At 74.0% G+C, this 22,940-nt stretch carries 20 protein-coding genes; 2 read left to right on the forward strand and 18 right to left on the reverse strand.

Annotated elements, in window-relative coordinates:
• Nucleotides 1-70: 70 nt before the first annotated feature.
• Genes ACQP60_RS19595 through pdhA form a run of 11 tightly spaced genes read right to left on the reverse strand, consistent with a single transcriptional unit; the run spans nucleotide 71 to nucleotide 13,030 of the window.
• Nucleotides 71-1,246, reverse strand: a complete 1,176-nt coding sequence (locus ACQP60_RS19595; protein WP_429736053.1) for an acetyl-CoA C-acyltransferase — start codon at nucleotides 1,244-1,246, stop codon at nucleotides 71-73.
• Nucleotides 1,243-1,971 (reverse strand): CoA transferase subunit B, encoded by a 729-nt coding sequence (locus ACQP60_RS19600; protein WP_429736055.1) that lies wholly within the window; start codon nucleotides 1,969-1,971, stop codon nucleotides 1,243-1,245. Before ACQP60_RS19600 ends, ACQP60_RS19595 begins: the two co-directional genes overlap by 4 nt.
• Nucleotides 1,968-2,747: a CoA transferase subunit A gene (locus tag ACQP60_RS19605; protein ID WP_429736057.1), complete on the reverse strand. Its 780-nt coding sequence runs from the start codon at nucleotides 2,745-2,747 to the stop codon at nucleotides 1,968-1,970. Before ACQP60_RS19605 ends, ACQP60_RS19600 begins: the two co-directional genes overlap by 4 nt.
• Entirely contained in the window at nucleotides 2,744-3,715 is a 972-nt protein-coding gene (locus ACQP60_RS19610; RefSeq protein ID WP_429736059.1) for an HpcH/HpaI aldolase/citrate lyase family protein, read from the reverse strand. Before ACQP60_RS19610 ends, ACQP60_RS19605 begins: the two co-directional genes overlap by 4 nt.
• The gene (locus ACQP60_RS19615; protein ID WP_429736061.1) at nucleotides 3,712-4,230 is read right to left on the reverse strand and encodes a MaoC family dehydratase; all 519 of its coding nucleotides are present in this window, start codon (nucleotides 4,228-4,230) and stop codon (nucleotides 3,712-3,714) included. Before ACQP60_RS19615 ends, ACQP60_RS19610 begins: the two co-directional genes overlap by 4 nt.
• Nucleotides 4,231-4,251: 21 nt before the next feature.
• The gene (locus tag ACQP60_RS19620; protein ID WP_429736063.1) at nucleotides 4,252-5,439 is read right to left on the reverse strand and encodes an acyl-CoA dehydrogenase family protein; all 1,188 of its coding nucleotides are present in this window, start codon (nucleotides 5,437-5,439) and stop codon (nucleotides 4,252-4,254) included.
• Nucleotides 5,436-7,661, reverse strand: coding sequence for an acetyl/propionyl/methylcrotonyl-CoA carboxylase subunit alpha (locus tag ACQP60_RS19625; RefSeq protein ID WP_429736065.1), 2,226 nt, complete (start codon nucleotides 7,659-7,661; stop codon nucleotides 5,436-5,438). The genes ACQP60_RS19620 and ACQP60_RS19625 overlap by 4 nt, the downstream gene beginning before the upstream one ends.
• A gap of 5 nt (nucleotides 7,662-7,666) precedes the next feature.
• Nucleotides 7,667-9,313, reverse strand: coding sequence for a carboxyl transferase domain-containing protein (locus ACQP60_RS19630; RefSeq protein ID WP_429736067.1), 1,647 nt, complete (start codon nucleotides 9,311-9,313; stop codon nucleotides 7,667-7,669).
• Entirely contained in the window at nucleotides 9,310-10,713 is a 1,404-nt protein-coding gene (locus tag ACQP60_RS19635) for a dihydrolipoamide acetyltransferase family protein (RefSeq protein WP_429736199.1), read from the reverse strand. Before ACQP60_RS19635 ends, ACQP60_RS19630 begins: the two co-directional genes overlap by 4 nt.
• Nucleotides 10,713-11,747 (reverse strand): alpha-ketoacid dehydrogenase subunit beta, encoded by a 1,035-nt coding sequence (locus tag ACQP60_RS19640; RefSeq protein WP_429736069.1) that lies wholly within the window; start codon nucleotides 11,745-11,747, stop codon nucleotides 10,713-10,715. The genes ACQP60_RS19635 and ACQP60_RS19640 overlap by 1 nt, the downstream gene beginning before the upstream one ends.
• Nucleotides 11,744-13,030 carry a pyruvate dehydrogenase (acetyl-transferring) E1 component subunit alpha gene (gene pdhA, locus ACQP60_RS19645; RefSeq protein WP_429736071.1) on the reverse strand — a complete coding sequence of 429 codons (1,287 nt, stop codon included), beginning with the start codon at nucleotides 13,028-13,030 and terminating at the stop codon, nucleotides 11,744-11,746. The genes ACQP60_RS19640 and pdhA overlap by 4 nt, the downstream gene beginning before the upstream one ends.
• Before the next feature lie 140 nt (nucleotides 13,031-13,170).
• Here pdhA and ACQP60_RS19650 point away from each other — a divergent pair, with 140 nt between their 5' ends.
• Entirely contained in the window at nucleotides 13,171-13,644 is a 474-nt protein-coding gene (locus tag ACQP60_RS19650; RefSeq protein WP_429736073.1) for an Lrp/AsnC family transcriptional regulator, read from the forward strand.
• Between the two features lie 88 nt (nucleotides 13,645-13,732).
• Here ACQP60_RS19650 and ACQP60_RS19655 read toward each other — a convergent pair whose 3' ends face one another.
• The 4 genes from ACQP60_RS19655 to ACQP60_RS19670 form a co-directional block, all read right to left on the reverse strand.
• Complete coding sequence (locus ACQP60_RS19655; RefSeq protein WP_429736075.1) at nucleotides 13,733-14,359, reverse strand: nucleoside/nucleotide kinase family protein; 627 nt, start codon at nucleotides 14,357-14,359, stop codon at nucleotides 13,733-13,735.
• A 64-nt stretch (nucleotides 14,360-14,423) separates the two neighbouring features.
• A complete protein-coding gene (locus tag ACQP60_RS19660) occupies nucleotides 14,424-15,395 on the reverse strand; it encodes a PfkB family carbohydrate kinase (protein WP_429736077.1) in 972 nt (323 codons plus the stop codon).
• Nucleotides 15,396-15,437: 42 nt separating this feature from the next.
• Nucleotides 15,438-16,499, reverse strand: a complete 1,062-nt coding sequence (gene mgrA / locus ACQP60_RS19665; RefSeq protein WP_429736079.1) for an L-glyceraldehyde 3-phosphate reductase — start codon at nucleotides 16,497-16,499, stop codon at nucleotides 15,438-15,440.
• Between the two features lie 42 nt (nucleotides 16,500-16,541).
• Complete coding sequence (locus ACQP60_RS19670; protein ID WP_429736081.1) at nucleotides 16,542-18,818, reverse strand: LLM class flavin-dependent oxidoreductase; 2,277 nt, start codon at nucleotides 18,816-18,818, stop codon at nucleotides 16,542-16,544.
• Nucleotides 18,819-18,930: 112 nt separating this feature from the next.
• On the opposite strand from ACQP60_RS19670, the gene ACQP60_RS19675 reads away from it, so the two are divergent.
• A complete protein-coding gene (locus ACQP60_RS19675; RefSeq protein ID WP_429736083.1) occupies nucleotides 18,931-19,449 on the forward strand; it encodes a MarR family winged helix-turn-helix transcriptional regulator in 519 nt (172 codons plus the stop codon).
• Between the two features lie 100 nt (nucleotides 19,450-19,549).
• Here ACQP60_RS19675 and ACQP60_RS19680 read toward each other — a convergent pair whose 3' ends face one another.
• The 3 genes from ACQP60_RS19680 to ACQP60_RS19690 are packed head-to-tail and all read right to left on the reverse strand — an operon-like array spanning nucleotide 19,550 to nucleotide 22,762.
• Complete coding sequence (locus ACQP60_RS19680; protein WP_429736085.1) at nucleotides 19,550-20,872, reverse strand: ABC transporter substrate-binding protein; 1,323 nt, start codon at nucleotides 20,870-20,872, stop codon at nucleotides 19,550-19,552.
• A 26-nt stretch (nucleotides 20,873-20,898) separates the two neighbouring features.
• Nucleotides 20,899-21,846 (reverse strand): carbohydrate ABC transporter permease, encoded by a 948-nt coding sequence (locus ACQP60_RS19685; protein ID WP_429736087.1) that lies wholly within the window; start codon nucleotides 21,844-21,846, stop codon nucleotides 20,899-20,901.
• Complete coding sequence (locus tag ACQP60_RS19690) at nucleotides 21,839-22,762, reverse strand: carbohydrate ABC transporter permease (RefSeq protein ID WP_429736089.1); 924 nt, start codon at nucleotides 22,760-22,762, stop codon at nucleotides 21,839-21,841. Before ACQP60_RS19690 ends, ACQP60_RS19685 begins: the two co-directional genes overlap by 8 nt.
• Between the last annotated feature and the right edge of the window lie 178 nt (nucleotides 22,763-22,940).

Genomic DNA, 22,940 nt, shown 5'->3' on the forward strand with positions numbered 1-22,940 from the left:
GGTCGGTCAACCGTCTCGAGATCGGTCCACATCCGGACCGATCTCGAGACAACCGACCGACCTCACGGCGTCACGCCTCCAGCAGCACCGCCGACCCCTGGCCGCCTCCCCCGCACAGCGCGGCGACCCCCAGCGACCCGGGCCCGAGCAGCTCCAGCCGCCGGGCGAGGTGCCCCACGACCCGCGCGCCGGACGCCCCGATCGGGTGGCCCAGCGCGATGGCGCCGCCGTGCGCGTTCACCAGCTCCGGGTCCAGCCCCAGCATGTCCACCGACGCGAGCACGACGGCGGCGAACGCCTCGTTGATCTCGACGGCGCCGAGGTCGCGCGGCGCGACGCCGGCACGCTCGCAGGCGGCCGCGATCGCGTTGGCGGGCTGGGCGTGCAGCCCGACGTCCGGCCCGGCGACGAGCGCGTGGGAGCGCACGCGGACACCGGACAACCCGCGCGCCGCCGCGACGTCGTCCGCCACGAGCACCAGGGCCGCCGCGCCGTCGGAGATCTGCGACGCGTTGCCGGCCGTGATCGTGCCGTCCTCGCGGAACGCCGGCCGCAGGCGGGCCAGCCCGTCGAGCGTGGAGTCCGGGCGCACGCCGTCGTCGCCCTCCACGCGCACCGTGCCACGGCGGCCCGGGACGTCGTAGGGCGCGATCTCCTCGGCGAGCAGGTCCGCCGCCTTGGCCGCCCGCGTGTGCGACGCGACGGCCAGGGCATCCTGCGCCTCGCGCGTGTTCCAGGCCGCGGCGGCCATCGCCTCGCCGTGCCGCTCGGTGCTCAGCCCCATCGAGTCGTGCTCGAACGCGTCGGTCAGCCCGTCGTGCGCCATCGTGTCGATCAGCTCGACCGGGCCGAACTTCTGACCCGCCCGCGACCCCACCCAGGCGTGCGGGGCCAGGGTCATCGACTCCATCCCGACCACCGCGACGATCCTCGCCTCCCCGCCCGAGATCAGCCGGTGCGCCTGCACCACCGCCTCGGCCCCGGACAGGCAGACGGCGTTGAGCGTCACGGCCGGCACCGTCATCGGCACCCCCGCGCCGACGCCGGCCTGCCGGGCCGGGTTCTGCCCCGCGCCGCCCTGCAGCACCTGACCGCCGACGACGACCTCCACCTCCCCCGGCTCCACGCCCGACGCCTCGAGCGCGGCCGCCAGGGCATGCGCGCCGAGCGTCGTCGCCGGCACGGACGCGAACGCCCCGTTCGAACGCACGAACGGCGTCCGCCGGTACCCCACGATCACCGTCATCGTCGTCCCTCCTCCGCCACGGCCGGGGAGCCGTCGCCCCTCCCGGCGTCGTCCTCCGCCTGGTCCACCGGCGCGGACTCGAGGTCCACGACCAGGTCCGCCTCCGTCGCCTCGCGCACCTCGTCGACCGTGACGCCCGGCGCGAGCCGGCGCAGCACGAACGCGGCCTCCAGGCCGTGGTCGGTGACGTCCAGCACCGCACGGTCGGTGACGATGCGGTCGACGACGCCCTCCCCCGTGAGCGGCAGGGTGCAGCGCCGGCGCAGCTTGGGCGACCCGTCGCGGGCCACGTGGTCCATGAGCGCGACGATGCGCCGTGCCCCGACCACGAGGTCCATCGCGCCGCCCATGCCCTTGACGAGCTTGCCGGGCACGGTCCAGCTCGCCAGGTCGCCGGTGGCGGACACCTGCAGCGCGCCCAGGATCGCGATGTCGATGTGCCCGCCGCGGATCATCGCGAACGAGTCGGCGGCGTCGAAGAAGCTCGCGCCCGGCACCGCGGTGACGGTCTGCTTGCCCGCGTTGATGAGGTCGGCGTCCTCCGTGCCCTCGACGGGGAACGGACCGATGCCGAGCAGCCCGTTCTCGCTCTGCAGCGTGATGCCGACGCCCGGCGGCAGGTGGTTCGCCACCAGCGTCGGGATGCCGATGCCGAGGTTGACGTAGTCGCCGTCGCGCAGCTCCGCCGCAGCGACCGCGGCCATCTCGTCGCGAGTCCAGGTCATGCCGCACCTCCCTGCTCGATCGGCCCAGCCGTCGTGTCCGTCACGCTCGCCGTGCCGTGATCGACGGCAGGGCGCACCGTGCGCTGCTCGATGTCCTTGACCCGCTCGCGCGCCAGCACGAGGCGGTGCGTGTAGATGCCCGGCGTCACGACGACGTCCGGGTCGATCGGCTCGTCGGTGATCTCCTCCGCCTCGACGACCGTCACGCGCCCGGCCGTCGCGATCACCGGGTTGAAGTTGCGCGCGGTGTACCGGTAGACGAGGTTGCCGAACCGGTCCGCGCGGTGCGCGTGCACCAGGGACAGGTCCGCCACGATGGCGCGCTCCAGCACGTACCGCCGGCCGTCGATCTCGTCGACGGGCTTGCCCTCCGCCACCGGCGTGCCCACGCCGGTGGGCGTGTAGAAGGCGGGGATGCCCGCGCCGCCCGCGCGCAGCCGCTCGGCGAGCGTGCCCTGCGGCACGAACTCGACCTCGAGCGCGCCGTCCAGGTACTGCTGCGCGAACAGCTTGTTCTCCCCCACGTACGACGACAGCACGCGCCGCACCTGGCCGTTCTCCAGCAGGATGCCGAGCCCCTTGCCGTCCACGCCCATGTTGTTGGACACGACCGTCAGGTCCTTCACCCCGGAGTCGCGCACGGCCTCGATGAGGTCGTTCGGGTTGCCGCTCAGGCCGAACCCCCCGACGGCGATCGTCATGCCGTCGTGCAGCAGGCCCTCCAGGGCGGCCACGGCGCTGGGCTGCAGCCGGTCCACCGTCCTCGACACCGTCATCGTCGTCCCCCGTTCTCCTCGACCGTACGTCCGACGGCGGCACCTTCGGCAGGCTCGTCGTCATCCTGTTGCGCCCGGCGCAGCACCGCCTCGGCGTGCCGCAGCAGCGGCGCGTCGACCATCTGGCCACCCACGGTGAGCACGCCGGAGTCGACGGCCGCGCCCCGTCCGTGCTCACCGACATGCTCACCGGCGCGCCCGCTCGCGAGGTCCGCGAGCGCCTCCGCCCGGCCGGACGCCGCGGCGAGCACCTCGCGCGCCCGCTCCACCTCGGCCTCGGACGGCGCGAACGCGGCGCGCACGACGGCGACGTGGCTGGGGTGCACGCACATCGTCGCGGCGAACCCGCTGGCCGCGGCATCCTGCGCCTCGGCCCGCAGCCCGGCCAGGTCGTCGAGCTCGAGGTGGACGGCGTCGATCGCGGCCTTGCCCGCCGCGCCGGCCGCGAGCAGCACCGCGGACCGGGCGTGCCGCGCGACGTCGCGGTAGCCGCCGTCGGCGAACCGGCTGGACGTGCCGTGCAAGGAGGCCACCAGGTCCTCGGCGCCCCACGCGAGCGCGACGACGTCGGGCCGCGCGGCCAGCGCCGGCGCGGCGAGCACGCCCGCGGCCGTCTCGCACAGCGCGACGACGGCGTAGGGGCCGCCGTCCGGCGCGAGCAACGGGCCGACGAACCGGCCGTCCGCCTTCGGCAGCATCACCGTGCGGTACGGCGTGCGGGCCAGCGCGGCGAGGTCGGCGTCGTGCTCGGGAGTGCCGACTGCGTTGACGCGCACGATCACCCGTTCCGGGTCCAGCACCGTGTCCACCAGCGCCGCGCGGGCCGCGGCCTTGCGCCCCGGCGCGACGGCGTCCTCCAGGTCGAGGATCGCCGCGTCCGCGCGGTCCAGCGCCTTGGCGAACCGGTCGGGCCGGTCGGCGGGGCAGAACAGCAGCGCCGGGCCGAGGGTGAACGGGGCGGGGTTCACAGCACGCCCCCGCCGTGCTCGCTGGCGTTCCTGTGCTCGTGCTCCTCGTGGCCCTCGCGCGTCCACATGAGCATGGTTCGCCCGGCCTTCGCCACGACCTCGCCGTCCTGGTTGCGGCCCACGTGCTCCACCGTCACGATGCCCGTGCCGGGGCGCGAGCGGGACAGCCGCCGGTCGACGACCGTCGTCTCCCCGTACAGGGTGTCGCCGTGGAACATCGGGTGCGGGAACGCCACCTCCGTGAAGCCGAGGTTCGCCACGAGCGTGCCGCGCGTCAGGTGCGCCACCGACAGTCCCACCAGCGTGGCCAGCGTGAGCATCGAGTTCACCAGGGGGCGGCCGAAGGGCTGCGTCGCCGCCCACGCCGCGTCCAGGTGCAGGCCCTGTGGGTTCATCGTGACGGACGTGAACAGCACGTCGTCCGCCTCCGTCATCGTGCGACCCGGCCGGTGCACGTACCGCACGTCGGTCTCCAGCTCGTCGTAGTACAGCCCGCGCTGCACCTCGTCACGCATGACGCCCTCCCTCGCTCGTGCTCACGACGCCAGCCCCAGGTCGCGGGCGATGATCATGAGCTGCACCTCGGTGGTGCCCTCGCCCACCTCCAGCACCTTCGAGTCGCGGTAGTGCCGGGCCACCGGGTTCTCGTTGAGGAAGCCGTAGCCGCCGAAGATCTGCGCGGCGTCGCGGGCGTTCGCCATCGCGGCCTCGCCGCCCACGAGCTTCGCCACCGACGCCTCCGCCTTGAACGGCTTGCCGTGCACCTGCTTGAGCGCGGCGTCCAGCCAGCACAGCCGCGCCGAGTGCACGCGTGCCTGCATCCGCGCCAGCGTGAACGCGATGTGCTGGTTGCCGCCGATCGCGTGCCCGAACACCTCCCGCTCCTTCGCGTACCGCAGCGCCTCCTCGAGGCAGCCCTGGGCGGCGCCCGTCGCGAGGGCGGCGAAGGCGATGCGGCCCTCGTCGAGCGCGCGCAGGAAGTTCGCGTACCCGCGGCCCTGCTCGCCGAGCAGGTTCCCGGCCGGGACGCGGACGCCGTCGAGGGTGAGCGGGTGCGTGTCCGACGTGTGCCAGCCGACCTTGTCGTAGCTCGGCCCCACCGTGAGGCCCGCGGTGCCCGCGGGCACGAGGAACGACGACAGCTCGGGATGCGTCGCGCCGTCGGCGGCGGTGCGCGTCCCCGTGACGGCGGTGACCGTGATGACGCTGGTGATCGGCGTGCCGGAGTTGGTGATGAACTGCTTGGAGCCGTCGATCACCCACTCGCCGGTGCTCTCGTCCCGGCGCGCGGTCGTGCGCGTGGCGCCGGCATCCGACCCGGCCCCCGCCTCCGTGAGGCCGAAGGCCGCGAGCGCGCGACCGTTCACCAGGTCGGGCAGCCAGCGCTGCTTCTGCTCGTCCGTGCCGTGCCGGAAGATCGGCATGATGCCCAGCCCGACGCCCGCCTCGAGCGTCACCGCGATCGACTGGTCCACCCGCGCGAGCGCCTCGACGGCGAGGCACAGCGACACGTAGTCCTTGCCCTGCCCGCCGACGTCCACCGGGAACGGCAGGCCGAACAACCCCAGCTCGCCCATCTGCCGGATGATCTCGACCGGCAGACGCCGCTCGGTGTCGTACCGGTAGGCAGCCGGCGCCACCACCTGGTCCGCGAACTCGCGCACCACCTGGCTGAGCTTCCGCTGCTCGTCGGTGAGCACGGTGGACTGGGTCTCGCTGATCATGACGCTCCTCGGGTGTGGGAGTGGGCTGCCGCGACGGCGGGGTCTGCCGGCGCGGGAGCGGGGTCATCGGGGGTGTCGGCGGGTGGGTCGACAGGCTGGTCGGCGGTCGGGTCGACGACGGCGACCACCTGGTCGAGGCGCACCTGGTCGCCGGGCCGCACGTCGAGGCGCACGACGCCGCCGACGGGCGCGAGCAGCGGGTGCTCCATCTTCATCGCCTCGACGACGACGACGGGCTGGCCGGCGGCGACGACGTCACCGTCCGCGACGGGGACGGCGGACACCGTGCCGGGCATGGCGACGCGCACCGGTGCGCGGGTCGCGCCGCCCGCCGCGCCGTCGTCCCCGAGCGCGCGCTCGGCCCGGCGCCGTGCGGCCAGCGCGGCGCGGTCGAGCACCGTGAACGACGCCGTCCGCCCGTCCACGTGCACCCACACCGCCCGGGGGCCCGTTGTGAGCGCGATTTCGGGGACTATTCGGTTGCGCATAGTCCCCGAAATCGCGCTCACAACGATCCGGGTGGTGCCGTCGACGGTCAGCAGGTGGCGTTCGCGGGCCGGGTCGTCCAGGGGGCGCAGGGAGGCGCGGAAGGGCTCGCCGTCGTCGACGTCGACGGCGACGACGGCGCCGTCCGCCGTCCCCGTGACGGTGACGGCGTGCTCCGCCCCCGCCGCGTCGACGAGCACCGCGCGGCGCGGCGCGGGCGCGGCGTTGAGCCGCCAGCCGTCCGCGGCCCACGGACCCGCGGGCGCGGCGTCGTCGGTGGCGAGCGCGAGCAGCGCCGCCGCCACCGGCCCCGCCGAGCTGTCAGAGCCACATGGCGGTACCCCGCCCGGCTCTGCCAGCCGCGCGACGAAGCGGTCGATGAGCCCCGTGTCGAGGCGGCCTGCCCGCACGTCGTCGTCGGCGAGCAGGTCGCGCAGGAAGGCGGCGTTGGTCTCGACGCCCAGCACGACGACGTCGGCCAGCAGGCCGTCGAGCCGCGCGATCGCCTCGGGCCGGGTGGGGGCCCAGGCGACGGCCTTGGCGAGCATCGGGTCGTAGTCGCCGGTCACCTCGGCGCCGGGCAGCAGACCGCTGTCCAGCCGCAGGGGCGTGGCGCCCGGACCGCCAGGGACGCCGGCGTCGTCGTACACGAGCACCCGACCCGCCGCGGGCAGGAACCCGCGCGCGGGCTGCTCCGCGTACAGGCGGGCCTCGACGGCGTGGCCGTCCAGGCGGACGTCGTCCTGCCGGAGGCCGAGGGGCTCCCCGGCGGCGACGCGCAGCTGTTGCTCCACGAGGTCGAGCCCGGTGACCAGCTCGGTCACGGGGTGCTCCACCTGAAGCCGGGTGTTCATCTCGATGAACCAGAAGGCGCCGGGGTCGTCACCCGGCACGAGGAACTCGACGGTCCCCGCACCGACGTACCCGACCGACCGCGCGACCGCGCGGGCGGCCTCGCCCAGCCGGGCCCGGGTCGCGGCGTCGACGGCGGCCGACGGCGCCTCCTCCACCACCTTCTGGTGGCGGCGCTGGAGCGTGCACTCGCGCTCGCCCAGGTGCACGACGGCGCCGTGCGTGTCGGCCAGCACCTGCACCTCGATGTGCCGCGGCCGCTCGACGAGCCGCTCGAGCAGCAGCCCGTCGTCGCCGAACGACGCCGCGGCCACGCGCCGGGCCGAGGCCAGCGCGCCGGGCAGGTCGTCCGCCGAGCGCACCACCTCCATGCCCTTGCCGCCGCCGCCCGCGACGGGCTTGACCAGCAGCGGGAAGCCGACGTCCTCCGACGCCGCGAGCAGGGCCGCGTCGCCGAGCCCGTCCTCGAGCGTGCCGGGCAGCACGGGCACGTCGTGGGAGGCGACGAGGCGCTTGGCCGCGGCCTTGTCCGCCATGGTCTCCAGCGCCTCGACCGACGGCCCGACGAAGACGATGCCGGCCCGCTCGCAGGCCCGGGCGAGCGCCGGGTTCTCGGACAGGAAGCCGTAGCCGGGATGGATGGCGTCGGCGCCTGTCGCGACGGCCGCCGCCACGACCGCCTCGACGTCGAGGTAGCTCTCCGCGGCCGGCGCGGGGCCGAGGCGGACCGCGACGTCGGCCTCTCGCACGTGCCGGGCGTCCGCGTCGGCGTCGGAGTACACGGCCACGGAGCGGATCCCCAGGCGGCGCAGCGTGCCGATCACGCGGCACGCGATCTCGCCGCGGTTGGCGACGAGGACGGTCGACAGCTCTCGGGTACCCATCGCCCTCACATCCGGAAGAGCCCGAAGCGGGGCTCGTCGTCGGGGGTCGGGGAACCGCCGGGCAGCGGCGTGCGGGCGCAGACGCCCAGCGCCAGGCCGAGCACGCGGCGGGTGTCGGGCGGGTCGACGATGCCGTCGTCCCACAGGCGCGACGTCGCGTGGTACGGGTCTCCGGCGGTCTCGTAGCCGTCGCGGATCTCCGCGCGGAAGGACTCCTCCTCGGCCGCGTCCCACTCCTCGCCCCGGCGCGCGAGCTGGTCGCGCTTCACGGTCGCGAGCACCGACGACGCCTGCGCCCCGCCCATCACCGAGATCCTGGACCCGGGCCACGACCACAGGAAGCGCGGCGAGTACGCCCGCCCGCACATGGCGTAGTTCCCCGCGCCGAACGAGCCGCCCACGATGACGGTCAGCTTGGGCACGCGGGTCGTCGCGACGGCGGTGACCATCTTGGCGCCGTCCTTGGCGATGCCGCCCGCCTCAGCGTCGCGGCCCACCATGAAGCCGGAGATGTTCTGCAGGAACAGCAGCGGGATGCCGCGCTGGTCGCACAGCTCCACGAAGTGCGCGCCCTTGAGCGCCGACTCGCGGAACAGCACGCCCGCGTTGGCCAGCACCCCGACCGGGTGCCCGTGGATGCGCGCGAACCCCGTGACGAGCGTGGTGCCGTACTCCGGCTTGAACTCGTGCAGCTCGCTGCCGTCGACGATCCGGGCGATGACCTCGCGCGGGTCGTACGGTTGCTGCACGTCGACCGGTACAGCGGCGTACAACCCGTCCGGGTCGACGACGGGGTCGCGCGACGGCAGGACGTCCCACGCCGGCTCCGGGTCCGGCGGCAGGGTGCTCACGATGTCGCGGACGATGTCGAGCGCGTGCTCGTCGTCCTCGGCGAGGTGGTCGACGACGCCGGACCGCCGGGCGTGCAGCTCGCCGCCCCCCAGCTCCTCCGCCGTGACGTCCTCGCCGATCGCGGCCTTCACCAGCGGCGGGCCGCCGAGGAAGATCGTGCCCTGCTCCCGCACGATGACGGTCTCGTCGCTCATGGCGGGCACGTACGCACCGCCGGCCGTGCACGAGCCGAGGACCGCCGAGATCTGCGGGATCCGCGCCGCCGACAGCCTCGCCTGGTGGTAGAAGATCCGCCCGAAATGGTCGCGGTCGGGGAACACCTCGTCCTGCCGCGGCAGGAACGCGCCGCCCGAGTCCACCAGGTAGACGCACGGCAGCCGGTTCTCCAGCGCGATCTCCTGCGCCCGCAGGTGCTTCTTCACGGTGAGCGGGTGGTAGGTGCCGCCCTTGACGGTCGCGTCGTTGCAGACCACCATCACCTGACGCCCGCTCACCAGCCCGATGCCGGCCACCACGCCCGCGCCGGGCCACTCGCCCGGCTCGCCGGGTGCCGCGTCCACGCCGAAGGCCGCGAGCGGCGCCACCTCGAGGAACGGGCTGCCCTCGTCGAGCAGCCGCGCCACGCGGTCGCGCGGCAGCAGCTTGCCGCGCGCGACGTGCTGGTCCCGTGCGCGCTGCGTGCCGCCCAGGGCGGCCGCCGCGGTGCGCTCACGCAGCCGGACCGCGAGCGCCCGCTGGGCCTCGTCGTTGGCGCGGGTGGCGTCGACGCGGGGGTCGACGGCGGAGGCGAGGACGGTCACGGGGTCTCGCTCTCGTCGGTGGTCGCGGTTCCGGCGTCGCCCCCGAGCAGGAGGGCGAGCCCGGGGTCGGCGAGCACCGCGCCGAGCTCGGCGAGGAACCGCGCACCCTGCTCGCCGTCGACCACGCGATGGTCGAACGTGAGGCTGAGCGTCGTCACCTGCCGCAGGGCCACGCCGCCGTCGTGTTCCCAGGGGCGCCGGACCACCTGGCCGAGGCCGAGGATGGCGGGCTCGCCCGGGTTGAGGATCGGGGTGCCGGCGTCGACGCCGAAAACGCCGACGTTGGTGATCGTCAGCGTGCCGTTCACGAGCCGCTCCGGCGTGGTGCGGCCCGCCCGCGCTGTCGTCGTGAGGTCGGTGAGCGCGGCCGCCAGCCCGGTGAGGGACAGCGTGTCCGCGGCGGGGACGTGCGGCACGACCAGGCCGCGGTCGGTCGCGACGGCGATGCCGAGGTTCACGTGCGCGGGCCGCACGATCTCCGCCTCGCCGTCCGGCAGGTCCACCCAGCGGCTCGTCAGCGACGGGTGCTGCGGCAGCAGCGCGAGGACGGCGCGCGCCACCAGCGCGAGCACCGTGATGCGCTGCCCGCCCGCCATCGGGTGGGTCTTGAGCCTGGCGAGCAGGTCCATGCTCGCCGTGACGTCCACGGTGAGGAACACCGACGCCTGCGGCGCCGCCGCGCTGGCCACCATCGCCGCCGCCGTGCGCTTGCGGACCCCGCGCACCGGGGTGCGCGTCTCGCCGTCCGCCGCCGTGCCCGCCGCCGTGGCGGGCGCCGTCGTGACCGACGACGCCGCCTCGACGTCGTCCCGCGTGATGCGCCCGTGCGGACCGGTCCCCGTGATCGTGGCGAGGTCCAGGCCGCGCTGCCGCGCCAGCGCCCGCACGACCGGCGTCGAGCGCGGCCGCTCCCCCCGCCCGTCCGACGACGGGGAGGACGCGACGCCGTTCGCGGAGACGGCCGGGGCCGACGTCGCCGCGGCGGGTGCCGCGACCGGGACGTCCCGGCGCCGCCGTCGTGCCGGGCGACCCGTGCGCGCAGGCCGCGCGCCGTACCCGACGAGGTTCGGCTCCGGGCTGTCCTCCCCCGCCGAGCCCGCAGAGCTGTCAGAGCCAGGACGCGCCATGCCCCGCTGTGGCTCTGACAACTCGCCGCCGGTCGACAGGTCGAAGGTGACCAGCGGCTCGCCGACCTCGACGGTCTGGCCCTCCTCGGCGTGCAGCACGCGCACGACGCCGGCGACCGGCGACGGCAGCTCGACCAGCGCCTTGGCGGTCTCCACCTCCGCGATCACCTGGTTGAGCTCGACGGCGTCGCCGACGGCCACCCGCCACTCGACGACCTCGGACTCCGTCAGACCCTCGCCCAGGTCGGGCAGCTTGAACTCGCGCGTCGCCATCACGCTCCCACCTCCAGGCCCGACACGACGCCCGACCCGACGTCCGCACGTCCCAGCACGCGGTCGATGCCGACGAGCACGCGGTCGAGGTCCGGCACCTGGTTGCCCTCGAGCTTCGCGGGCGGGTACGGGATGTCGTACCCGGTGACGCGCACGGGCGGGGCCTCGAGGAAGTCGAAGCACCGCTCGGTGACCGACGTCGCGATCTCGGCGCCGACTCCGGCCTGCCGCGGCCCCTCGTGCAGCACGACCAGACGGCCGGTGCGGCGCACGGACGCGGCGATCGTGTCGTGGTCGATCGGCGACAGCGAGCGCAGGTCGACCACCTCGACCGAGACGCCCTCGTCGGACGCCGCGGTGGCGGCGTCGAGCGCCGTCGCGACGTGCGAGCCGAACGTCACGAGCGTGACGTCGTCGCCGGGCCGGACCACCCGCGCGGCCGCCATCGGCGGCGCGTCGGCGAGCGGCAGGTCCGCGTCCACCTCGCCCTTGACGTGGTACAGCCGTTTCGGCTCGAAGAAGACGACCGGGTCGTCGCACGCGATGGCCTGGCGCAGCACGGTCGAGGCGTCCTGGGGGTTCGACACCGACACCACGCGCAGCCCCGCCGTGTGCACGAAGTACGCCTCCGGCGACTCGGAGTGGTGCTCGGCCGCGCCGATGCCGCCGGCCACGGGGATGCGGATCGTCACCGGGAGCTTCACCGCCCCGTGGGTGCGGGCGTGCATCTTGGCGAGCTGGCTGACGATCTGGTCGAACGCCACGTACACGAAGCCGTCGAACTGGATCTCCACGACGGGCCGGTACCCGCGGTACGCGAGGCCGACGGCGGTGCCGAGGATGCCGGACTCCGCCAGCGGCGTGTCCACCACGCGGCGCGGGCCGAACTCCGCCTGCAGGCCGTCGGTCACGCGGTACACGCCGCCGAGGCGGCCGATGTCCTCGCCGAGCGCCATGACGGTCGGGTCGTCGGTCATCGCGCGGCGCAGCCCGGCGCCGAGCGACTTGGCGAGGGTGAGAGTCTGGGTGGTCATCGATCGTTCCCCTCGTCGAAGCCCGCCAGGTACGCGGCGTGCTCGGCCCGCTCGGCGTCCACGGTCGGGTGTGGCTCGGCGTACACGTGGTCGAAGACGCTGAGCGGCGGCGGGTCCTCGAGGGCGACGACGCCGGCCCGCAGCTCGGCGGCGACGGCGTCGGCCGCAGCGCGCACCCGCGCCTCGTCGTCATCCGTGAGCAGGCCCCCTGCCCGCAGGTACGCCGCGAGCCGCGCGATCGGGTCGCGCTCGGCCCAGGCGTCCAGCTCGGACGCGTCGCGGTACCGGGTGGGGTCGTCGGCGGTGGTGTGCGGGCCCATGCGGTAGGTCACGGCCTCGACGAAGGTGGGGCCGCCGCCCGTGCGGGCGCGGTGCAGCGCCTCGCGCGTCACGGCGAGCACGGCGAGCACGTCGTTGCCGTCCACGCGCACGCCCGGCACCCCGAAGCCGTCGGCCCGGCGGACCAGCGGCACGCCGGACTGCAACGTGACCGGCTCGGAGATCGCCCACTGGTTGTTCTGGCAGAACAGCACCAGCGGCACCTGCCACGTCGCCGCGAAGACGAACGCCTCGTTGACGTCGCCCTGGCTCATCGCGCCGTCGCCGACATACGCGACGACGGCGGCCGTGCCGTCGTCACCCGGCTCCACGACGCCGCGCTCGACGTCGGCCTGGATCCCCAGCGCGTAGCCCACGCCGTGCAGGGCCTGCGCGCCGATGATGACCTGCGGCGTCGCCATGTTCACCGCGTACGGGTCCCACCCCGACGCGGTGATGCCGCGCCACACGCGCAGCAGGTCCACGGGGGCGACGCCCCTCTTGCGGGCGACGGCGTGCTCCCGATAGCTGGAGAAGACGAAGTCGTCGGAGCGCAGGGCGGTGGCCGAGCCGACCTGGGCGGCCTCCTGACCCTGCAGCGGGGGCCACAGCGCGAGCTCGCCCTGCCGCTGCAGCGCCGTCGCCTCGGCGTCGATGCGCCGCGCCACGACCATGTCCTCGTACAGCGCCAGCAGCGCCGCCCGGGCCTCGTCCGTGCCCGCGTCGACGTCCGTCAACCAGCGGTCGTGCGCCGGGTCGGGGTGCCGCACGCCCTTCTCGTCGAGCAGCCGGAGCGGGACGTCGCCCGGCCGAGCCGCGCTCGCCGTGCCGGCCGTCGTCGTGCCCGTGCTGCCGTTCGTGCTGTCTGTCGTCGTGCCGTCCGTCGTACCGGACGCCGTCTCCGCCCGCGCTGCACCCGCTCGTGACAGGTCGTCGCGGGACGTCGAACCCATGGTGCTGGGCATCGTCGCCTCACCTCGCGTGTCGCCGGATGCTCGTCGTCGAGCGCCGGATACCGCGAACGTAACCCCGCTCACAGAGTGCGACCAGCACCCCGCGACACCTTGAGCAGAGTGCTCAGCGCACCCCCGTTAGGCTGGGCGATGTGCGCAGCTACGACGCCGTGGACCTGAGCCTGCTGACGGCGCTCGCCGACGACCCGCGGGCCACGATCGCCGCCCTCGCGGAGCGGCTGCGCCTGTCCCGGAACACCGTGCACGCCCGGCTGACCCGGCTCGAGGAGTCGGGCGCGTTCCTGGACTTCGACCGCCGCATCAACCCCGCCGCGCTGGGGCACCCGCTGACCGCGTTCCTCGAGGTCACCGTGCGCCAGCGCGAGCTGCCCGCCATCGTCGACCGGCTGGCCGAGATCCCCGAGGTCGTGCAGGCCTACGGGCACAGCGGCGCCGCCGACCTGCGCGTGCACGTCGTGTGCCGGCACACCGACCACCTGTTCCGTATCGACGCCGCCATCCTCGCCATCGACGGCGTCGAGCGCACCGAGACGTCGCTGTCCATGGGCGAGCTCATCCCCTACCGCATCCGGCCGCTCATCGAGGCGGCGCGGCGCTCCCTCTGAGCGCCGAGACTCCTCGCTCCCCGCCTTCGAGCAAAACGATCTGCCGCGGCAAGCCCACGGTTGCCGCGACGGATCGCTTGGCTCGAAGTCAGGTGGTCCACCGGACGACGACGTCGGCCCGGTCGTGCGTCGCCTCGATGAGCTCGGCGTTGACCTGGTCCGAGCCGTGCGCCCAGCGGCGAGCGTCGTCGCGGCTCTTGCCGAACGCGTGGTGCCGCTCCTCCAGGCGGGCGAGGCGGACGTCGTCGGAGACGTCGAGGTACCAGACCTCGGTCATGCGGGCGCGGGCGGCGGGCCACGCGCCCGACGGCGCGAGCAGGTAGTTGCCCTCCGTCACGACCAGCGGCACGTCGGAGGGGACCGCCACCCCGGCCGCGACCGGCTCCTCGAGCTCGCGCCGGAAGACCGGCGCGTAGACGGGCGGGTCACCGGGGCGCGCGTCGGCGAGGCGGCCGACCAGGGCCGCGTACCCGGCGTCGTCGAACGTGTCGATCGCGCCCTTGCGGTCGCCGCGGCCGAGGTCGGCCAGGACGGCGTTCGACAGGTGGTAGCCGTCCATCCCGACCTCGACCGCCAACGCCGGGCCGAGCTCCTCGACGACGGCACGCGCGAGCGTCGACTTCCCGGCCCCGGGCGGCCCGACGATCCCGAGGATCCGACGCTCGCCCCCAGCCGCCAGCCGCCGGGCGCGCGCGACGAGCTCCGCCGTCGTCATCGCGACCGCGCCGCGCGACCTGTCAGGACCAGGACCATCAGAACTCTCGTGCGGCCCTGACAACTCACACCCCGGCAGAGTTGTCAGGGCCAGGACCACGGGAACCTTCGCGTGGCTCTGACAGCTCGGGGAGGTGGGCGAGCCAGGCACGCGGCCCGACCTTCCCGACGCGCACGCTCGCGACGCGCACGGCCGTCGCGCAGGCATCGGGCAGGTCCTCGCCGCGCGCGAGCGCCACGGCCAGCGCGCCGTGGAACGCGTCGCCGGCGCCGAGGGTGTCCTGCACGTCTACCCGCGGCACGGGCACGGTGCCGCGCTCGCCGACCTCGACGCCGCCGTCGTGGCGCCGACGCGGCAGGGCCCAGGTCACCGGGTGGCCGCCGTGCGTGACCACCGCGGCCCGCGCCCCGAGCAGCAGCGCGCCGTGCAGGGCGTCGTCCGCGCCGGGCGCGATGTCCGCCGGCACGGTGAAGTCCGCGCTGAGCGCGGCGACGTCCGCGGCGGGCAGCAGGTCGGCGAAGACGGCCCGCCACCGTCCTCCGTCCACGACGATCGCCGGCCGGGGGCGCAGACCGTCGACGTGCGCCAGCACGGCCCGGGCGATCTCGGGGTGGTGCCCGTCGAAGAGGACGACGTCGGGGCGCGGCAGCCCGGCGAGCGCCTCCGGCCGCGGCGCGGGCACCGCGACGAGAGCGGCGTCGGGCGAGACCACGGACCGCTCGCCCGTCGCGTCGTCCACGAGGACCGCCGACACGGCGAGCGGGAACTCCTCGTCCGGGCCCGCGACGTCGTGCACCTGCACCTCGCGGTCGTCGAGGTCCGCCCGCACCGCCTGGGCGATCGGTCCGGCCCCGAGCGCGCTGACGAGGATCGCGTGCGCCTCGAGCGCGGCCGCCGTCACGGCCGCGTTGGCCGCGGGACCGCCGGCCGCGACGTCCTGCCGCACGGCCGTGACCTTCTCGTTCGGCCCCGGGCGCCCCGGCGCCCGGTGCACGACGTCCAGCGTCGTCAGGCCGACGAACCAGCAGACCACCATCAACCCGCTCCGTTCCTCGTGGTGAGCACTCGTCGAGCCGTGTCAGCGGCCGGTGCCGTCCACGGCGTGCGGCTCGATGGCGGCGATCTCGTCGTCGGTGAGCGCGGGCGCGGACAGCGCGGCCACGTTGTCCTCGAGCTGCGCCACGGACGACGCGCCGATGAGCGCCGACGTCACGCGCGCGTCGCGCAGCACCCACGACAGGGCAAGCTGCGCGAGGGTCTGGCCGCGCCCCTCGGCGATGGCGTTCAGCGCCCGGGCCCGGTCGAGGTACGTGTCCGTGAGGTTCGACGACGACAGGAACGGCGAGTCGCTGCGCGCGGCGCGCGAGCCCTCGGGTGCCGACCCGCCGAGGTAGCGACCGGTGAGCAGGCCCTGCGCCAGCGGGGAGAACACGATCGTGCCGACGCCCAGGTCCTCGACGACGTCGAGGAGCGACTCGCTCTGGTGGCCGTCATAGGCGTCATCGCGGTCGGCGATCTCGACGTGCCGGTTGAACATCGAGTAGCTGGGCTGGTGGATGAGCAGCGGCACGCCCAGGTCGGCGAGCACCTGGGCAGCCTCACGCGTGCGCGACGGCGCGTAGTTGGAGACGCCGACGTACGTCGCCTTGCCCTGCTGGACGGCGGACGCGAGCGCGCCCATCGTCTCGGCCAGCGGCGTCGACGGGTCGGGCCGGTGGTGGTAGAAGACGTCGACGTGGTCCAGGCCCATCCGGGTCAGCGACTGGTCGAGCGAGGAGAGCAGGTACTTGCGCGAGCCGTGGTCGCCGTACGGGCCGGGCCACATGTCGTAGCCGGCCTTCGTGGAGATGACGAGCTCGTCGCGGTACGGCCGGAAGTCCTTCGCCAGGTGACGGCCGAAGTTCTCCTCCGCCGACCCGTAGGGCGGGCCGTAGTTGTTCGCGAGGTCGAAGTGCGTGATCCCCAGGTCGAACGCGCGGCGCAGGATGGCGCGCTGCGTGTCGAACGGGTTCACGTCGCCGAAGTTGTGCCACAGGCCCAGCGACAGCGCAGGCAGGTCGAGGCCGGAGCGGCCGGTGCGGCGGTAGGTCATCGACTCGTAGCGGGCGTCGTCGGCCAGGTACCGAGGTGCGAGAGGCATGGCCCCATCCTCGCGCACCCGGCCGACGCGCCGCGCGCCCGCTCACTCCGCCGGCGGCACCGGGAAGTTGGCGCGGAAGACGTTGTCCGGGTCCCAGTCGCGCTTCACCTCGCGCAGGCGGGCGAGCGTGGGCTCGGGGAAGGCGTCGAGGAGCCGCTCGGGCCGGGTGTCGGTGTCGAACGAGAGGTAGAGCCCGTCGGTGAACGGCGCCATGACGTCGTCCCAGGCGGCGTCGAGCCGGGCCTGCGACGACGACATCGCTGACAGCAGGAAGTTCTGGTGCCGGTGCGCGTACGCCGTCTCCCCCTCGTCGACGTCGTTCGCCGCGCCGCCAGTCGCACGGACCTGCAGGAAGTACGCCTCGCCCGACAGCGCGAGCTTCTCGAACGCGCGGGCGGTCGCGGTGTCCAGGTGCGCCACCAGCCCGGACCGCACGGCCGGGTCGCCGCCGCCCTGATGGTGCTTCTCCCCCGCCTGCACGACGCCCGCGTAGGGCAACAGGTACGCCTGGTGGCCGAGCAGTGGCCCGGCACCGGCGAGGCGCTCGAGCTGCTCGACGGCGGCGTCCGTGTCGTCGCCCGCCCACACGGTCATGAGCTGGGCGACCGGCCCCTGGCCGCCGCGCCCGGGCGAGAGGATGAGGAAGCTCGTGAGCTCGCGCGGCGCGGACTCGACGACGGCGCCCCACCGCTCGAGGGTGCCGGCGACGTCGGTCGCGTCGAGCGTCATCTGGGAGAACACGACGGCGCCCTGGTCGCCCAGCGCCATCGCCTCGATCTCCACCCACGTCACGACGCCGAGGTTGCCGCCCGCGCCGCGCAGCCCCCAGAACAGGTCGGGGTTCTCGTCGGCGGACGCCCGCACCACGCGCCCGTCCGCCGTGACCACCTCCGCCGCGACGACGTGGTCGATCGTGAGCCCGTAGAGCCGGCCCAGGAACCCGACGCCGCCCGCGGTGGCCAGCCCGCCGACGCCCACGCCGCCCGAGTCGCCGGAGCTGATCGCCCAGCCGCGCGGCGCCAGCACCTCGGCGACGCGGCCCCACGTGGCGCCGACGCCGACCCGCACGCGCCGCGTGGCCTCGTCGACCACCTCGACCTGGTCCAGCGCGCCCAGGTCGACCACGATCCCGCCGTCGTTGGTCGACCGGCCGCTGATGCCGTGCCCACCCGACCGCACGCCGAGCGGCACGTCCTGCGTGCGCGCCCACGAGACCGCCTCGGCGACCTCCGCCGTCGTGCGCGGCCGGAGCACGAGGCCCGGTGCGCCGGAGCGCAGGTAGTTGTGCCGCACCGCGTCGTACGCGCGGTCGCCGGGCTCGACGGCGGTCGCGGCCAGCGAGGCGGGCACCGCGGCGTAGTCGATGCCCGGGCGGCGCAGCGCGATCGCCCGCGTGCCACGCTGCGACGCCGCCGGTGCCGTGCCGGACGACGCGCGCTCGCGCGCCACCAGCTCCCGGACCGCGGGCGCGACCTCCTGCCCGTAGACCTGGATGAGGGTCGGGTCGTCGGCGGCGAGGATGACGGTGCCGATGCCGTCCTCGAGCGCGAGGGCCGCCAGCTCGTCGACCCACTGCTCCACCGGCCCTTGCAGGAACCCCTGCGGCCGCGCGGTGACGGCACCCTGGACGTTGAGCAGGCGGCGGATCTCCGCCGGGTGACGCCCCGCCTCCTCGGCGGCCTCGTCGATGATCGCGTGCCCGCGCTGCAGGTCGCCGTCCTCGAGGTACGCGAGCGACGGGAGCCAGCCGTCCGCCTTGCGCGCGATGAGGCGCAGCATGCGGGGCTTGAGCGCGCCGAGCCAGATCGGGACGTCGTGGGCCGGCTCGGGCCCGCGCTTGGCGCCGACGACGCGGTGGTGCGTGCCCTCGACGCGCAGCGCGCGCCGCTCCTGGCCGTCCCAGATCCCGCGGATGATGTCGAGCGCCTCGTCGAGGGCGTCGACGGACTCGCCGGGGGTGAGCCGGTCGCCGCCCATCGCCACGATCGGGTCCCAGAACCCGCCGGCCCCCAGGCCCAGCGCGGCGCGGCCGCCCGACAGCAGGTCGAGAGACGCGACGGCGCGCGCCAGCACGGCGGGCGGCCGCAGCGGCAGGTTGAGCACGTTGCCCGCCACGGTCACCCGCTCGGTCTGCGCGGCCACCCAGGACAGCAGGGTCCACGTGTCGAGGAACGCGGGCTGGTACGGGTGGTCCTGGAACGTCACCAGGTCGAGCCCGGCCGCCTCCGTGGCCTGCGCGAGCCGCACCGGCTGCTGCGGGTCGCGGTTCGTGGGGGTGAGGAACGTGCCGAAGACCAGGTCGTGGCCGTAGTCCGTCATGCGGGACCTTTCGCGGGAGGACCGCTCCCGTCGCGCGGGAGTTCGTCTGTCACACAGACGATATCAGCGGCAACTCTTCTGACGAGCCGCGCATTCCGTCTACGATGGCACGGTGAGCACCACCGCCGACCCGACCCCCAGCACCGCGGAGGCCGCCAGCGGCGCGGACGCCCCGTCCCCGCTCGGCTGGTCCCTCGCCGCGCTGCTGCGCGAGTGGAGCGCCCGCGTCGCCGCCGCGTGCGCCGACGTCCCGCACGGCGGTCGCGGCTACGAGGTGCTGGCCGCGGTCACCCACGACGCCCCGCCGACCCAGGCGGCGCTCGCCGCCCGGCTCGGCATCGACCGCACCGTCATGACCTACCTCCTCGACGAGCTGGCCGGCTGCGGCCTCGTCGAGCGGCAGCCCGACCCGGCCGACCGACGCGCGCGCCGCATCGTCGTGACCGACCACGGCCGCGCCGTGCTCGCCGACCTCGACGCCCGCGTGCGCGTCGCCGAGGACGAGCTGCTCGCCGGCCTGGACGACGCCGAGCGCACGGCCCTGCGGCACCTGCTGGTGCGCGCCGCCACCGGCGCCGCGCCGGGCGACGACCGCTGCGCCGTCGTCGCGCGCGTCGTCGACCCGTCCTGACGGCTCGGAGAGAGATCGAGCGTGCTGACTCGATCCTCAAACGGCCCGTTCGAGGATCACGTCAGCACGCCCGATGCGGGAACCGGGCAGCGACTCGACGTCAGCCGCCGATCGCCGCGCCGACGTCCTTGAGGAACGCGTCGGCGGCCTCGTCCGGCGTCATGCGCTCGAACAGCACCTCGGTGTTGATGCGGATCATGATGTCCTGGATCTCGTTCGCGCCGTTCGGCGGCACGGACGGGTTGTCGACGATGTCGGGCTCGAGGTCGGCCATGAAGTCCGCGACCTTCTGGTCCGCGGCGGTCAGCTCGGGCAGGATCGCCTCCCGGACCTTCAGGTTGGCCGGCAGGCCGCGGTCGGTGAGCTGCAGCTTGGCGACCTCGGGGTCGTTGAGCAGGAAGTCCACGAACTTCGCCGACTCCTCGGGGTGCTTCGTCTTGGCGGAGATCGAGTAGTACATGGCCGGCTTGAAGTACATGCCGGTGCGCTCGAACTCCGACTCGCCAGGCAGGCGCAGCAGCTCCAGGTCGTGGCCGGACGCGTCGGACAGGGCGCCGAGCTGGTTGGACCACCACACGCCCATCGCGCCGGCGTTGGTGCCGAGCAGCGAGCCCTCCGGCCCGGCGTTCTGGTACTCCACCGACCGCGACGCGTCGGGCTGGCCGCCGTTCGCCATGAGGTCGAGCGACGTCTGGAAGAACTCCGCGATCGTCTCCTTCGAGACGCCGAGCGTGCCGTCCTCGTTGTAGAGCGACTCGCCCTTCTGGCGGGCCAGCACGTTGAGCCCGGCCTCGTTGAAGCCGTAGTCCTGCGCGCCCCAGACGCCGTCGCCGGCGCCCTTCGCGATCTTGCCGGCGATGTCGACGTACTCGTCCCAGGTCCAGCTCTTGTCGTCCGGCATCTCCACGCCGCCGTCGGCGAAGATCTGCGGGTCGGCGACCATCGCGTACGCGTTGACGCCGGTCGGGATGCCGACGAGCTTGCCGTCCACCTCGCCCGTGCTGAGGACGTCCTCGGGGATCTCGGAGGTGTCGACGCCGCTCATCTCGCCGATGACGCCGCGCGACGCGTAGTCGGACAGGTACCGCTCCTCCTGGGTGATGACGTCCGGGGTGTCGCCGCCCGCCGTGGCGGTGGCGAGCTTGTCCCAGTACCCGTCCCAGTCGGTGTAGTCCGGCACCACGGTGATGCCCGGGTTCTTCTCCTCGAACAGGTCGATGATCTGCTGGGTGGTCTTGTGCCGGTCGTCCGACCCCCACCAGGCGAAGCGGATCTCGACGTTCCCGTCGCCGCCGCCGTCGTCGTCCGACGGCATGGCGCCGGAGTCCCCGGAGCAGGCGGTGAGGGCGAGCGCCCCGGCCGCGGTGAGCGCGACGAGCGCGACGCCGCGGCGCCGCAGGGCCCGGGTGGCTGTGACTCGCATGAGGTTCTCCTTCGAACGGGTGCGAACTACTTGATGCCGGTGGTGGCGATGCCCTTGACGAGGTACTTCTGGCCGAACAGGAAGACGAGGAACACGGGGATCAAGGACACGATCGACATCGCGAACAGCGGCCCCCACGAGCTGTTGCTGGTGGCGTCCACGAACGTCCGCAGGGCGATGGGCACGGTGTACATGTCCGGCTTCGTCAGGAAGATGAGCTGGCTGAAGAAGTCGTTCCACGTCCAGATGAACGTGAAGATCGCGGTGGTGGCGAGGGCCGGCAGCGACAGCGGCAGCATGATCCGCAGGTAGATGCGCACGTGCCCGCAGCCGTCGAGCCGGGCCGCCTCGTCGAGGTCCTTGGGGATGCCGCGGAAGAACTGCACCATGAGGAACACGAAGAACGCGTCCGTGGCCAGCAGCTTCGGCACGATGAGCGGCAGGAACGTGTTGATCCACGACAGCGACGAGAACAGGATGTACTGCGGCACGATGATCACGTGGATCGGCAGCATGATCGACATGAGCATGATCGCGAACCACAGGTTGCGGCCCCGGAACTTCAGCCGGGCGAACGCGTAGGCCGCCATCGAGCACGAGACCAGGTTGCCGAGCACCGAGCCGAGCACGACGACCGCCGAGTTCAGCAGGTAGTGGCTGAACGGGTCCAGCAGGGCGTTCCAGCCGTCGGTGTAGTTGCCGAGGTCCCACTCGGTGGGGATCAGCCCGGGCTCGCGGAAGATGAGCTCGGTCGGCTTGAACGAGCTCGCGAGCATCCACAGCAGCGGGTAGAGCATGACGAGCCCGAAGGCGATGAGCGCGACGTGCCGCAGCACGCGGCGGACGGCGGCCCAGGCGCGGCCGCGCGACGGGCGGCGCTCGGGGTAGGTCGCGGCGACCTCGGCGAGGGTGGGGCGGGGACCCTGGGGGTGCGACCCGGGGCGCGGCTCGGTGCGCGCGGGAGCGTCAGTCATCGTAGAAGACCCAGAACTTGGAGGCGAGGAAGTTCACGGCGGTCATGCCCGCCACGACGAGCAGCAGGAACCACGCCATCGCGGACGCGTATCCCATCTGGTAGGAGCTGAACCCCTTCTCGTAGAGGTACAGCGTGTAGAAGAGGGTGGAGTCGACCGGCCCGCCCGTGCCCCCGCTGACGATGAACGCCTGCGTGAACGACTGGAACGCCCCGATGAGCTGCAGCACCAGGTTGAAGAAGATGATCGGCGTGAGCAGCGGCACCGTGATGCTGCGGAACCGGCGCCACCGGCCCGCGCCGTCGATCGACGCCGCCTCGTAGTACATCGCCGGGATCTGCCGCAGCCCGGCGAGGAAGATGATCATCGGCGCGCCGAACGTCCAGACGTTGAGGATCATGAGGGTGCCGAGCGCGTAGTCCGGGTGCGACACCCAGCCGACGCCCTCGATCCCGAAGAACCCGAGCACCTGGTTGACGAGGCCGTCGGCCCCGAACACCTGCCGCCACAGGATGGCGATGGCGACGCTGCCGCCGAGCAGCGACGGCAGGTAGTACACGGACCGGTAGAACGCCAGGCCGCGCAGCCCCTTGTCGAGCACCATGGCCAGGGCGAGCGCGGCGGCGAGCTGCAGCGGCACCGAGACGAGCACGTAGGTGAAGGTCACCTTGAGCGCCTGGAAGAACCGCGGGTCGGAGAACATCGCCGTGTAGTTCTCGAGCCCGACCCAGCCCGGCGCCTCGAGCAGGCTGTAGTCGGTGAACGACAGGTAGAGCGACGCGACCAGGGGGAACGCCGTGACGAGGACCAGCCCGACGAACCACGGGGCGAGGAAGAGCGCCGCGGCCTTGCCGTCGCCCTTGCGCCTCTCCGGGGCGGCCCCGCGGGTGCGCGCCACCTCCTGGATCACCGCCATGGCGGCACCTCGCCGTCCGGGCCGCCGGTCACGTGTCCGATCACGCAGCCGATCGGCGTGCTCGTGGGCGTCATCGCCGGCCTCCCGATCTTCGTCGATCCGAGGGTTTCCAGGAGCACGGCTCCTGGAAACCGGTTGCTTCTCGGGAACGTACCACGAGAGGAACCGGTTTCCAATG

Origin of the sequence: Isoptericola variabilis, from assembly GCF_050311655.1 — a bacterium.
Lineage (GTDB): Bacteria > Actinomycetota > Actinomycetes > Actinomycetales > Cellulomonadaceae > Isoptericola > Isoptericola variabilis.

Coding starts and splice junctions, on each gene's coding strand:
- ACQP60_RS19600 (WP_429736055.1), bottom strand. CDS start 1,971: ATGACCTGGACTCGCGACGAGATGGCCGCGGTCGCTGCGGCGGAGCTG.
- ACQP60_RS19680 (WP_429736085.1), bottom strand. CDS start 20,872: ATGCGAGTCACAGCCACCCGGGCCCTGCGGCGCCGCGGCGTCGCGCTC.
- ACQP60_RS19615 (WP_429736061.1), bottom strand. CDS start 4,230: ATGCGTGACGAGGTGCAGCGCGGGCTGTACTACGACGAGCTGGAGACC.
- mgrA (WP_429736079.1), bottom strand. CDS start 16,499: ATGCCTCTCGCACCTCGGTACCTGGCCGACGACGCCCGCTACGAGTCG.
- ACQP60_RS19625 (WP_429736065.1), bottom strand. CDS start 7,661: ATGGGTACCCGAGAGCTGTCGACCGTCCTCGTCGCCAACCGCGGCGAG.
- ACQP60_RS19620 (WP_429736063.1), bottom strand. CDS start 5,439: ATGATCAGCGAGACCCAGTCCACCGTGCTCACCGACGAGCAGCGGAAG.
- ACQP60_RS19655 (WP_429736075.1), bottom strand. CDS start 14,359: ATGACGACGGCGGAGCTCGTCGCGCGCGCCCGGCGGCTGGCGGCTGGG.
- ACQP60_RS19685 (WP_429736087.1), bottom strand. CDS start 21,846: ATGACTGACGCTCCCGCGCGCACCGAGCCGCGCCCCGGGTCGCACCCC.
- ACQP60_RS19595 (WP_429736053.1), bottom strand. CDS start 1,246: ATGACGGTGATCGTGGGGTACCGGCGGACGCCGTTCGTGCGTTCGAAC.
- ACQP60_RS19670 (WP_429736081.1), bottom strand. CDS start 18,818: ATGACGGACTACGGCCACGACCTGGTCTTCGGCACGTTCCTCACCCCC.
- ACQP60_RS19605 (WP_429736057.1), bottom strand. CDS start 2,747: ATGACGGTGTCGAGGACGGTGGACCGGCTGCAGCCCAGCGCCGTGGCC.
- ACQP60_RS19640 (WP_429736069.1), bottom strand. CDS start 11,747: ATGACCACCCAGACTCTCACCCTCGCCAAGTCGCTCGGCGCCGGGCTG.
- pdhA (WP_429736071.1), bottom strand. CDS start 13,030: ATGCCCAGCACCATGGGTTCGACGTCCCGCGACGACCTGTCACGAGCG.
- ACQP60_RS19660 (WP_429736077.1), bottom strand. CDS start 15,395: ATGGTGGTCTGCTGGTTCGTCGGCCTGACGACGCTGGACGTCGTGCAC.
- ACQP60_RS19635 (WP_429736199.1), bottom strand. CDS start 10,713: ATGGCGACGCGCGAGTTCAAGCTGCCCGACCTGGGCGAGGGTCTGACG.
- ACQP60_RS19690 (WP_429736089.1), bottom strand. CDS start 22,762: ATGGCGGTGATCCAGGAGGTGGCGCGCACCCGCGGGGCCGCCCCGGAG.